Origin of the sequence: Sphingobacterium shayense (assembly GCF_013179575.1) — a bacterium.
Classification (GTDB): Bacteria; Bacteroidota; Bacteroidia; order Sphingobacteriales; family Sphingobacteriaceae; genus Sphingobacterium; species Sphingobacterium shayense.
Genome location: NZ_JABMCQ010000032.1, coordinates 1 through 12,321, shown reverse-complemented (window position 1 = coordinate 12,321; position 12,321 = coordinate 1). Strand labels below are relative to the sequence as shown.

General features: G+C 39.7%; 15 protein-coding genes. All 15 read right to left on the bottom strand.

Features of this window, described 5'->3' with window-relative positions; genetic code table 11:
- Position 1 precedes the first annotated feature (1 nt).
- Complete coding sequence (locus HP439_RS05965) at positions 2 to 526, bottom strand: NADH-quinone oxidoreductase subunit NuoE family protein (RefSeq protein WP_172389433.1); 525 nt, start codon at positions 524 to 526, stop codon at positions 2 to 4.
- Positions 519 to 1,754, bottom strand: coding sequence for an NADH-quinone oxidoreductase subunit D (locus HP439_RS05960; RefSeq protein ID WP_172389432.1), 1,236 nt, complete (start codon positions 1,752 to 1,754; stop codon positions 519 to 521). Before HP439_RS05960 ends, HP439_RS05965 begins: the two co-directional genes overlap by 8 nt.
- Before the next feature lie 19 nt (positions 1,755 to 1,773).
- Positions 1,774 to 2,277 carry an NADH-quinone oxidoreductase subunit C gene (locus tag HP439_RS05955; protein ID WP_172389431.1) on the bottom strand — a complete coding sequence of 168 codons (504 nt, stop codon included), beginning with the start codon at positions 2,275 to 2,277 and terminating at the stop codon, positions 1,774 to 1,776.
- Positions 2,270 to 2,830: an NADH-quinone oxidoreductase subunit B gene (locus HP439_RS05950; protein WP_172389430.1), complete on the bottom strand. Its 561-nt coding sequence runs from the start codon at positions 2,828 to 2,830 to the stop codon at positions 2,270 to 2,272. The genes HP439_RS05955 and HP439_RS05950 overlap by 8 nt, the downstream gene beginning before the upstream one ends.
- 179 nt (positions 2,831 to 3,009) lie before the next feature.
- A complete protein-coding gene (locus HP439_RS05945) occupies positions 3,010 to 3,390 on the bottom strand; it encodes an NADH-quinone oxidoreductase subunit A (protein WP_172389429.1) in 381 nt (126 codons plus the stop codon).
- Positions 3,391 to 3,494: 104 nt separating this feature from the next.
- Positions 3,495 to 5,237, bottom strand: coding sequence for a tetratricopeptide repeat protein (locus HP439_RS05940; protein WP_172389428.1), 1,743 nt, complete (start codon positions 5,235 to 5,237; stop codon positions 3,495 to 3,497).
- Positions 5,238 to 5,272: 35 nt separating this feature from the next.
- Positions 5,273 to 6,220, bottom strand: a complete 948-nt coding sequence (locus tag HP439_RS05935) for a PstS family phosphate ABC transporter substrate-binding protein (RefSeq protein WP_172389427.1) — start codon at positions 6,218 to 6,220, stop codon at positions 5,273 to 5,275.
- A 90-nt stretch (positions 6,221 to 6,310) separates the two neighbouring features.
- Complete coding sequence (locus tag HP439_RS05930) at positions 6,311 to 6,556, bottom strand: hypothetical protein (protein ID WP_172389426.1); 246 nt, start codon at positions 6,554 to 6,556, stop codon at positions 6,311 to 6,313.
- 2 nt (positions 6,557 to 6,558) lie between these two features.
- Entirely contained in the window at positions 6,559 to 7,434 is an 876-nt protein-coding gene (locus tag HP439_RS05925; RefSeq protein ID WP_172389425.1) for an energy transducer TonB, read from the bottom strand.
- A gap of 19 nt (positions 7,435 to 7,453) precedes the next feature.
- Positions 7,454 to 8,005 (bottom strand): ExbD/TolR family protein, encoded by a 552-nt coding sequence (locus tag HP439_RS05920; protein ID WP_172389424.1) that lies wholly within the window; start codon positions 8,003 to 8,005, stop codon positions 7,454 to 7,456.
- 20 nt (positions 8,006 to 8,025) lie between these two features.
- On the bottom strand, positions 8,026 to 8,679 hold the full coding sequence (locus tag HP439_RS05915; protein WP_172389423.1) for an ExbD/TolR family protein: 654 nt from the start codon (positions 8,677 to 8,679) through the stop codon (positions 8,026 to 8,028).
- 93 nt (positions 8,680 to 8,772) lie between these two features.
- Positions 8,773 to 9,603, bottom strand: a complete 831-nt coding sequence (locus HP439_RS05910) for a MotA/TolQ/ExbB proton channel family protein (protein WP_172389422.1) — start codon at positions 9,601 to 9,603, stop codon at positions 8,773 to 8,775.
- A gap of 434 nt (positions 9,604 to 10,037) precedes the next feature.
- Positions 10,038 to 10,391: a translation initiation factor gene (locus HP439_RS05905; RefSeq protein WP_172389421.1), complete on the bottom strand. Its 354-nt coding sequence runs from the start codon at positions 10,389 to 10,391 to the stop codon at positions 10,038 to 10,040.
- A gap of 1 nt (position 10,392) precedes the next feature.
- Positions 10,393 to 11,271, bottom strand: a complete 879-nt coding sequence (locus HP439_RS05900) for a diacylglycerol/lipid kinase family protein (protein WP_172389420.1) — start codon at positions 11,269 to 11,271, stop codon at positions 10,393 to 10,395.
- A 159-nt stretch (positions 11,272 to 11,430) separates the two neighbouring features.
- On the bottom strand, positions 11,431 to 12,321 hold an 891-nt coding region (gene metK, locus HP439_RS05895), incomplete at its 5' end, for a methionine adenosyltransferase (RefSeq protein WP_172389419.1).

Genomic DNA, 12,321 nt, shown 5'->3' with positions numbered 1-12,321 from the left:
ATTAGTTCGTTTGTAGTTTTTGCCTTAAATCAGCAATCAACTGATCAACAGAATCTTCGGTTAAATTTTCGTGGAAGGTATATTCTGGGCCAATTTGTAAAACTGGGCCAAAACCACAAGCAGCAATACACTCAACTCCGCGCCAAGAAAACTTACCATCTGGAGTAATCTCCCCCTCTTTAACACCTAACCTAGTTTCGATATGCTTCATTATCCGCTCCGCACCAACTAGACAACACGGGCCGGTTCTACAAACTTCCAAAACGTATTTTCCTTTAGGTTGTAAAAAAAACATCGAATAGAAAGACGCTACTTCAAACACCTCTATCGGTTGAATATCTAGATATACAGCAACCTTGGTCATCGCATCTACACTCAACCAGCCGTACTCCGCTTGCACAACATGTAAAATTGGTAATAAAGCTGATTTGTGCTTACCTTCGGGATAACGACCTTTTATCTCAGCGAACTGCGTAAGAAGTTCTGCTGAAAATTCAACTATCATATTTTCTTGAACACTAAGCATCTAATTCTCCTGCAATTACGTTTAAACTACTCATGTTGATTATCGCATCTGAAATAAGCATTCCACTACTCATGGGCGCAAACATTTGATAATTGATAAATGATGGTCTTCGGAAATGCAACCGGTACGGAGACCTTCCTCCATCGTGTATCATGTAGAACCCTAACTCTCCGTTGGCCCCTTCGACAGAATGATAGACTTCATCTTTTGGAGTCTCCCACTCGCCCATCACAATTTTGAAATGATAAATCAATGCCTCCATATTGGTGTACACTTGTTCTTTTGGTGGTAAATAAAACTCAGGAACATCTGCATGAAATACACCCGCAGGTTCACTTGCTATTTTATCCAATGCTTGCTGAATAATCCGAAGGGATTGCCACATCTCCGCATTACGAACCATAAAACGATCGTATACGTCTCCGGTAGTACCGACAGGAACTTCAAAATCAAATTCCTCGTATGAACAGTACGGCGAAACGGCCCGCACATCATAATCCACTCCCGTAGCTCTCAAAATGGGACCCGACCAGCTGTAGCTCAAAGCGTCCTCCGGAGTAACAGCAGCAACACCTGAAGTTCTTTCTATAAATATTCTATTTCGTACAAAAAGATTCTCAAATTCTTCTAATACTGGAGGAAAACGTTTTAAAAATTCATGAATTTTGGCAAACGCAATTTCATTAAAATCCCGCTCAAATCCACCTATCCTACCAATATTAGTCGTCAAACGTGCCCCACAGATTTCCTCGAAGATTTCATAAATAAATTCTCGCTCCTGCATAAGGTATAAAAAACCTGAAAACGCACCTGTATCAACACCGAGGATACCGTTACAAATTATATGATCGGCGATTCTTGCTAATTCCATCACAATTACACGCATGTATTGCACGCGTTTCGGGATTTCGATCTTCAACAACTTCTCCACCGTCATATGCCAGCCCATATTATTTATCGGCGCAGAACAATAATTAAGTCGATCTGTTAATGGTGTAATTTGATAGAAAGGTCGATGCTCAGCAATCTTTTCAAATGCCCTATGAATATATCCTATCGTCGAAACACCACTTACTATACGTTCCCCGTCAATTTGCAACACATTTTGAAACACGCCATGCGTTGCTGGGTGCGTTGGACCTAGATTAAGAGTTATTAACTCATCTTGTGGGTCATTATCAAAAAAAGCGGCGGTATTCGGGGTTATCTTGGTGATCGGTTTTGTCATTTTTTATGTCCTTTTTAATTTAACGACCGAAATAAAAATCTTTCTTATCCACTCTATTCGGATCTTCTAAAGGATATTCCTTGCGCATAGGGAATACCTCTAGGTCATCCATATTCAATATGCGCCTTAAATCTGGGTGTCCTTGAAAATCGATTCCAAAGAAATCGTAAGTTTCTCGTTCCATCCAATTTGCGCCATGCCATAGTACGGTTGCCGTCGGTATAGAAGGAACCTCGCCTCCGATAAATACTTTAACGCGAATGCGTACATTCTCAACCAGATTATGTAAATGGTAGACAATACAAAATGGCAGTGCCAACCCAGGATAATGTACTGCTGTGATGTCGGTCAAATAGCTAAATCCTAGCGTATCATCTTCTTTAAGAAACTTCAATAGGTCGATAATTCTTTCTTTACTGGTGCCAAGACTAAGCAATCCAAACGATTCACCAATCACGTGCACATCGAATTGTAAATCTTCTTGCAAACGACGAATTATATATTGGTTATCTAAATTACCCATTTTCAATCTCCGTTAGAATACCGTACTTCTCTAATAATGCCCTATACTCAGGTGTGTTTCGGCGATTCAACGACTCGCTTTTAACAATATCCTGCAGTCTTAACACACCATCTAAAATCGCTTCCGGTCGAGGTGGGCAGCCCGGTACATATACGTCAACCGGGATAATTTCATCAATGCCTTGTAGCACCGAGTAGGTATCAAATATTCCACCACTCGAAGCGCACGCACCTACAGCAATCACCCAACGAGGTTCTGCCATTTGAATATATACCTGCTTAAGCACCGGAGCCATCTTTTTAGCAATTGTTCCCATCACCAAAAGCATGTCTGCCTGACGTGGAGAAAAACTTGGCCGTTCAGCACCGAAACGGGCCAAATCATATGTTGACCCCATTGTTGCCATAAATTCAATTCCACAACACGAAGTAGCAAACGGTAACGGCCATAATGAATTTGCCCGCGCTAATCCGATTGCCTTATCTAAGGATGTTGCAAAAAATCCTGCTCCCTCTACTCCTGGAGGCGCTTCAGCCAATGTCACTTTACTCATGACTATCGTTTTTTGGTTTATATAAATACTAAATGATGGAGGGAGTGAATAGGCTCGGTAGCAGTTAATTAAATGCAAAACACACACCTATAAGTTAGGCATCAGCACGATGCCCATGCAATGGTTGTAAAATATAAAGGAAGCCTGGATTTGTTAACCAGTACTTCATCGCGTTTGCCTTAATTCCAATCCAGAGCTTTCTTCTTGATGACATATCCTAATCCAGCCAACAACAGCGCCATAAAAATGAACATCTCAATTAGACCTTCTACACCAAACTCACGAAAATTTACTGCCCACGGATACATAAAAATCACCTCAACATCAAATATTACGAACAGGATTGCGACTAAAAAGTATTTAATAGAAAATGGTTGTCGCGCATTGCCAACAACTTCTACGCCCGATTCAAATGCTGACAATTTGTTCGCATTGCGAACTTTAGGCCCAATCAAATGAGTACCTACAATCGTTAAAACACCAAATCCAACTGCTACACCTAGTTGTATTAAAATAGGTATATAATCTACTGGAGTGCTACTTAGGTTTACACTTTCCATAACTATTAGTTTATTATCTGTTCTCAATAACAAATATATAATTTTTTCCCAACAAAAAAAGGGACTGCACGCAGTCCCTTCTATATTTCGTTGTTATTTTATTGTTAAAGTTGTTCAACGAACTGAGTAGCAATTTCATCCGTTGGTCTCACTTTCAAAGTTTCTTGGAAATGAGTCTTTGCTTTGGCATTATCACCTTTGAAATAATAGTAATAAGCGATATAATTGTTTGCGTCAGCTATGTATGAAACAGTTGTTTCATCATTTTTACCTGAAGCTTTAATCACTTCTAGTAATTTCGTGAATGAATCAAGGTATAAGCCTTTTACATTTTCAGGATCGTACATAACATTGTCTAGCGCTAACTCAGACAAGCCTTTCCAATAAAGTGCATTGATTTGATATTTGTCAATTACTTCTTGCTTAGTTGCAGCCGTAACCTTGCCGAATGCAGCAACCGCTTCATCTAAAAACGGCTTCGCTTTAGCCAGCTTTTGTTGTCCTAACTCAGGCGTTACCTCTTCGTCGGCCCCAGGAGAAACGATTTTAGATCCTTTACTATATTGACCTAATCCCAAATAATAATTCGCATCGTAGTAGTAATCCGAGGTTGAATCCGCTGCTGGAATACGAAAGATTTTAATGGCCTCCTCTACTTCGCCATCTTGATATTTCGCAAATGCCGTTTCCGCAATCTCTGTCTCTAAATTATCCTCCTCTTCTTGCTTTTCAATAGCTTTTTTCAACAGTTCAGGTCCTTTTATCGAATCGCCAGCGCTTAAGTTTGCTAAGCCCGCGTAAAGGTAATCACGAGGAATTAGGCGATCTTCCTCAACTTTTGAAAACAGTGTGTTCATGTGCTCCGCAGCTTTCGCATAATCCTTATCTTGGTTATAAGCAATATAACCTAAGTAGCGAAATACTTTCGCATCCACACCCGGTGCGTTAGCTAATTCTCCAGCAACGGTTTTCAGTTCCTCGTAATTCCCTGAATAAACCAAGAAATCCGCATAACGGGTTTTCGCCTCTACAGAGTTGTCGCCTGTCAAGCTAAGATATTTTTTATAGGCTTCGACACCTTTTAAGTTGATTTCGCGGTATTGATCTTCGGGAGCTTTTAACGACGACAAATAATATGTTTCTGCTAGCTCACGATACAACGGCGCATATTCTGGATTTTCGCCGATAAGCGCGTTCAATTGTTCAAGAACAACGTCATACGCTTGTGCCCGGCGAGAGATTACTGCTTGACCAATCTTTGGTGCTAATAACTCTGGATCCATGTATTCCGCGTCACGGTAATTTACAAACGCTTGACTGCTCTCGCCCATTCCTGCGTATGCGTCCCCCAAGGCGACAAGGATCGCAGGATCTTTTTCATTTTTCGCTTTGGCTTGTGTCAAATATTCAATCGCCTTCGTAAAATTCGGTTTCGGGGCATCATTATACGCTTCTCCGATATACAATAAAGGCAAATAATCTTTTTTACCCAGTTGCGAAACCGCGGTTGAAAACTTAGTTTCGGCTGCCGTTGAGTCACCTTTCAATAAGTCAACTATACCTAAACCTACCGTATTTAAAGATTCCTTTGGATCATTGGTTAAACCCTGATTAAAGACAATCGCAGCTGAATCTACCTTGTCATTAACCAAATGAACTTTTCCAAGATAAAAAAAGTTCTCACCATCTTTCGCCTTCTTCTCGGTCAACTTCACTAAGATGTCCTTTGCTTTATCGAATTGCTCCTCAGCTAAAGCAGCTTTCGCATCTTTCAAGCTCTGTGCACTAACCGTACCGATTGTAGCACCAGCCATTAATAGACTTAAAAATAATTTGCTGTTTGTCATAATTTATTCGTGTTCTACGTTTTGTTTCTATTTTATTAAATTTCATCCCGTACAATTATTTCACGCCCAGGCATTGTTGCCGGAACGATCCCTGAACGTAATACTATCCTTTGTCCTCGATCACCCGTTAAAAAAGCCGAGAATCCGATTCCTAACCCTAGGTTAGGCTGATAATTCAACACATAAAAAGTACGTTGCAATGGATATTGCCCTGCGGCAATGGTTGATTGACTTGGTAAATAAAACTTGCTATCCGCATCCTCACCAAGCGTATTCTGCACGCTCAAGATACGAATATTATTTTTATTTGAAAAAGAACCAACCAAATCTTGGTATTCTAAAAACCCTAGAACACCAAATTTATTTGGATTCTGCGCAATCTCAGACAACACATCCGTCGCTGAACCCGCAGCTTCGACGAAATTCGAAGCGACCTTTTCAATCTTTCCCAGTTCTTGTAGATATCTAAAACTGCTTGAGTTCAGATTATCAAAAACGATCCTTTTGTTTCCTACGTTCTCTCCCTTTAACAACTTAAATAGGGATTCAATAGTAACGCTCGAATCAGCAGAATTAGTATTCCCAATGACAACTATTCCATCTTTCCATACAGGAAAGACACGAGGGGTGATGGATCGGTTTCTAAAATAATTTGATTCTTGCTCGTTCAATTCGCGGGCCAAAACTGCTACGCTGGCATTTCCCGCAAGCAATTCCTTCACCGCCAACAATTCGGGTTTAGCAATAAAATTAATCTTAGCATTGGGATAAGCAGACAGAAATACCTCTGACTGCTCTTTCAATAGTGGTAATGTAGAAGCATCGACAGCTACCTGCAAACTTCCAACTAAAATGTCCTCATTTGGAGATTTAGCACCCTGCGTTGTGTCGGAACTTGCAGATTGTGCTTTATTCGACCGCTTGCAACTCACTATCGTTAGCACGAGCGCGACACAAATAAAAATACTGAAGATACTTTTCATTTTGTTAAAATTAACCCCTTTTAAAACTAAATGTGGTACCAACATATTAGAGTAAACAAGACCTCTAATAGTTTAGTCTAGCAAAAAAGATTAACGGTTGTTCAAAAAGTTATTTTGCCATAACCTGGCGAAACGCATAAATGAATAAGCAATCAGCAATATTCCGAAAAACGTTCTATAAGTAGGATCAATATCTAGAGGGAAGTTATCCCAAAAAATAATTAACATCCCTAAAATAAAATAGAATGCGAACATCGCTAGCCCTAAAATGGACAGAAATCGCTGGGTCGGCGATTTCTGTCTAAATTTATTCGTGCCTTTACCTAAGCCACTCATTCTTACTGCTGTAAGTTTAATGAGATTGGCAGTGTATACGCTACACGTACAGGACGACCATTCTGGATCCCTGGCTTCCACTTTTTCGCTTTTTTCAAAACGTTTATAGCAGCTTGACCGGTACCGTAAGAAAGATCTTTCGCAACCTTAATATCGGTCAACGAACCATCCCTCTCTACAACGAAAGAAACAACAACCTGACCTTTCACGCCTGCATCGATCGCTCCCTGAGGATAGGTATAATTATCACCAACCCATTTACGGAACGCATTCAATCCGCCAATTGGCTCTGGTTGTACTTCAACCGCGCTAAAAATCTTATCGGGATCTCCCCCGTCAGGATCTCCTGTTGCGCTACCTGTTATCTGTCCTTCAACTTTTTTAGGACCAAATTCACCAGTAGGTACACCCGCAGCACCTTTAGTACCTTTTAAAGTAATACGTGCAGGAGTCTTATTTTCCTTTTTTATTTCCTCTTGGGAAACAACCTCTTCTTTCACTTGATTTTCTGGAACCACTTTAATATCTGGGAAACGCACTAAATCTTCTGCAGGCGGTTCTTGAGCGATACGTTGTGGTGGTTCTTCCTCAATTGGAAGGGGCTCCTCTTCTTCAGGCTCCGGTGGTAATTCCAAATCTTCCAAAGTCACCTCAGTAATGACAGGGGCTTCTTCAACGGGTTTATCTGGAAAAAGTTTAATATTAAACACTTTTGGAGCACTCAAAGCAAAAACAGCTACGATCATAACAAATAGAGCGATATTGGTCGCCTTTGGTGAATACTTACGTAAGTCGTAGGCACCATATTCTTTATTTCTATTTGCAAATACGACATCTAGCCATTCGGATTTGAAGATATCTAATTTAGAACCAAACATATGTTAATTTGTTATGCGATTAGTCGTTAAATAGACCTTCGCTTTTTAATACCTCTATTTCGTCATCGTTGATCGCGGAAATCATATAGCGCTTAACATCAACAATTTTCATCTCATCTAAAATATCGACAAGATTACGATGAATTGATTTTTCGCTAGGTCTGATCACAACAATCAAATCCTTCCCACCAGCACGAGCAGGAACCTCTTTTTGCATTTTTAGTAGCACTTGGCGAATACCGTCTTTACCATACTCAACCGTAGCTGGTGGATAAATTGGAGTAGCCAATTGACCATAATACCAAGAGATCTTGTCATCTGAGCCTAATAAGAGTGTGATTGAACGATTATCTGCAATTTCCAAATTATCATTTTTATCAATTTTATTCTTATCCGGCATTGCAACATCCATTGCCTGTGGTTTGTTCAATGACGTAGTTAACATGAAGAAGGTGATCAATAAAAACGCCAAATCTACCATTGCCGTCAAGTCGACTTTACCGCCGGCTTTCTTGGCTCTTACTTTGCCGCCTTTATCACCTTTACCACTGTCTTGATTTAATTCTGCCATTATACTTTTAAATTAGTCGATTATTCGTTACCTCTTAATCCTGTCACAAAACTAAATTTGTTTTGCTTCTGATTACGTAAAGTCTCAATAATCAAATTAATCGTTGGATATTTTTCCTCTGCGTCTGCTTTAATAGCAACCTTCATCGGCCCTGGATCCTCGAATCCCTTTTCGCCCTCGCGTGATCGGTTATACTCAACTGTTGCTTTACGAGCTTCCTGTACCCAAGAGTACAATTCGTTAGTAACAGTCTCGGTACTATCCACAGGTATACCTGTTTGAATTTCCGGCTTACGTTGCTGATCATCAGGTAATGATAGCAATTGACGCAAATTCTTAATTGGAACACCGAACTCGTCAAGCTTTTTGAATTTCTCATACTCCTCTGCAGAAAAAGCAACACCGTACTTCTGTGACATGTTTTTCAGTGTAAGTTCCCGAACAGTTGGGTTTTTAACAGTGAAAAATATTTTGCCCTCAGCTACTGAGATGATACCCAAACCATCGTCAGGTAATTTATCAGGTGTAGTCGATGCTGGCGTATCTACCACCAAAACTTCTGGTTGGCGCGCCGTTGCTGTTAATACGAAGAATGTAAGAAGCAAGAACGAGACGTCACACATCGCTGTCATGTCGATAGCGGTACTGGCTCTTTTTACTTTTGCTTTTCCCATTTTAATTTACTTCTTTAATTAACAATCTTATTCCTTTATCTAATGATGATTTTTTTTTCAGATTCCACAAAGAATTAGAAAAAAAATCACTTTTTACTTGTGGTTGGCAGCGTACGTTTGCACGATTGAGAAACCAGCCTCGTCAATAGAATAAGTTAAGTTGTCGATTTTCGCCGTCAAGATGTTGTAAAGAACAATAGCGAAAGTAGAAGTAGCAATACCTGTAGCCGTGTTAATTAAGGCCTCAGAGATACCGTTTGCTAATTTTGCTGAATCTGGAGTACCACCAGTTGCCAAAGCCGAGAAAGCCTTAATCATACCTGTTACCGTACCTAATAGACCAGTTAACGTACCGATCGAAACTAATGTAGCGATAACGTTCATGTTTTTCTCAAGCATCGGCATTTCCAAAGAAGTGGTTTCTTCAATTTCTTTTTGAATAGCGACAACTGATTTTTCAGCGTCTAAACCTGTATTAGCTGATACGTCTTTGTATTTTAACAATCCAGCTTTTACAACGTTAGCTACAGAACCTTTTTGTTTATCGCATTCAGAGATAGCTGAATCAATATTTCCTCCGTTGATTAACGTCTGGATTTTTCTTACGAAAAGACCTACGTTTCCTGTACCAGCAGCTCTGTTAATAACGATAAAACGTTCAATTGAGAATACCCATACCATTAGGAATAAACCAAGTAGAACTGGAACCACAAAACCTGCGTGATAAACCATCCCTAAGTAGTTACCTGGTAATGGTTGGTTTTCAGGATTGTTATCAATAAAGTTTGCAGGGTTACCCATTACGAATTTGTATACGATGAATCCAATTACGAAACAAATGATAATTGCTAAACTCGCAAATAAATTACCTGAATTTCCGCTTTCTTTCTTAGCAGGAGTAGTAGTTTTTGGTGCGTTTGCCATTTTACTAATTTTTAGATTTTTACTGTTGTTTAATATTTAATGTTTAATTCAATTTGTGCAATCTTCAAGCCCTTATCTTGCGTTAAAGCAAAACAAATATACTATTTTGTGTTAAAAATAAAATTTTCTTTGCATTAATTTATACATCTTTCAATGAGCAACATATTTTTTGAACCATCAGCGGTTTCCTTCCCGTGTAAATATGTTTTAGCCCCTAGCTTTAACGCCGCGAACAACGATATATTTTACAATGAAAACCATTTTTTTTGGTTTATGCAAATTAAACAATCATTAAGATGCAAAAATAAGTAAGTGTTCACTTACGGAAGCTAAAGCCTTTTGGCTCTATTATCTAACAATAACAAACGTAATTTTTACAGTTTATATCTAAAGAACACGAAAAAATCTACTTTAATGCAACCGATTGTAAGTATTTATCCACCAACCAATTTCACGGAGTACCCATCAACTTTTAAAAGCTCTGAAACTTTCGCTTTGAAGTCGCCCTGGATTAAAATTTCTCCATCCTTTGTGCCTCCACCGACGCCACACTTTTGCTTTATTTTTTTTGCAAGATTATTTAAGTCGTCTTCATTCCCAATAAAGCCCTGGACAATTGTAACAACTTTACCCTTTCTTGCCTTACGATCTAACAGAACCTTTAGATGTTGCTTATTGGGGGGAAGCGTCAATTGATCTTCGGCTTCCACATCGTTTTCTGTGTACGAAAAGTCATCAGCGGTTGAATAGACAATTCCTTCAAAACGCTGTTTCTTCTGCTTTGCCATACTAACAAATAATTTTAAGTGATTTATGCTTTATACTGATATCTAAAATTTCTCCCATCTCTACAGGTTCGCCGTCGACATGAACCGGCCCCTTCTCGTCGCGCACAATAGTAATTTCCTTTCCTGGAATAATTTCGACATAGTCGGATTGATCCGCACTCTTGGTAAACAAATGAAAAACCATCTTCGGTAATAAATAGATTGGAAATTTATGTACCACACACACGTCCAACAGTCCGTCGTTTATGGACGCTTGAGGGGCTATATAGGCGTTGTTTCCATATTGGGGAGAGTTTGCTACGCTAATCATGAAGGCCTCGCGATTATACTCCTTTTTATCTATGAAAAGTTTATATTTGCTCGGTTTAAATTTACTCCAGACATTAATGACCGAGTTTAAATACCCAATAGGTCCCCTGATATTTTCGGTTGCGAAGTGATCACTTACGGAGGCGTCGAACCCCAAACCTGCGATATTGAAAAAACTTCGACCGTTAATCTCACCGGTATCGACTTCAACCGTATCAAACCTATTGATACGACGGATAGCAGCGGATTCATTTAGAGGTATCCCTAAATACAGAGCCAATCCGTTTCCCGAACCTTCCGGGATTATACCCAGAGGCAAATCGGAACCAAGGATAGCCGATCCGAGCTCATTTATGGTACCATCGCCACCAACAGCCACCACCGCATCATACCCTTCGGCTATGGCAGACTTTCCAAGTTCAAATGCATGATTCGGATGGTCAGTTATTTTAAATGTAGGATCAAACTTCTCAAGATCAAGAACCTCCAATACCTGTTTATTAAATGCCGACTTTTTCTTTCCACCGGAAATTGGGTTGATCACAAACAGAATCCTTTTACGTCTTCGCATAAACTTATAAGTACCAAAATGTTTATAAAGATAAAGATTTCCTTTGCATTTCTCCTAACGAGCAGTATTCCCAAATGAATTGAAATACCACACCAATAACGCAAAAAGAGCTTGTCAATAAAATGACAAACTCCTTTTTATAGCTTAACAGAGGAACGGCTAAAGACCAAATGCCGATTTTATTTTATCGACATAATCCAACTTTTCCCAAGTAAATAATTCGACCTCGACAGTCTTTTGCTCGCCGGTAGAGCTTTCAAAAAACTTAGTTATAGACTGAGGCGTCCGCCCCATATGTCCATAAGCCGCTGTTTCCGCATAAATAGGATTACGCAGTCCTAACCGAGTTTCAATGCCGAAAGGCGTCATATCGAACAGTTCATTTATCTTATTTGCAATTTCCCCATCCGAAAAACCTACTTTTGATTTTCCATAAGTATTGACATAAATTCCCATCGGATCTTTAACACCAATCGCATAGGAAATTTGGACAAGAATCTCATCGGATACACCAGCTGCTACCAAGTTTTTTGCTATATGACGTGTTGCATAGGCTGCTGAACGGTCAACCTTCGATGGATCTTTCCCTGAGAAAGCCCCTCCACCATGCGCACCTTTCCCTCCATATGTGTCAACGATAATTTTACGACCCGTTAAACCGGTATCACCGTGCGGACCTCCAATTACAAATTTGCCGGTCGGGTTCACGTGGAACTTGATATCTTCAGTGAACAAATTCTGTAGCTCGGGCTTAAGCTGTGCTTTCACTCGCGGAATCAATATATTTTTAATGTCTCGAGTAATCTTAGCTAGCATTTCGGGTTCTTCCGCAAAATCATCATGTTGTGTTGAAATTACGATAGTATCTATTCGTTGTGGCTTATGATCATCACTATATTCAAGAGTAACTTGAGACTTAGCATCTGGTCGTAGATAAGTAATGTCACGATTCTCTCTGCGAAGTTCGGCAAGTTCATATAACAAGCGGTGGGCCAAATCCAACGCTAAAGGCATATAGTTTTCCGTTTCATTACTTGCGTACCCGAACAT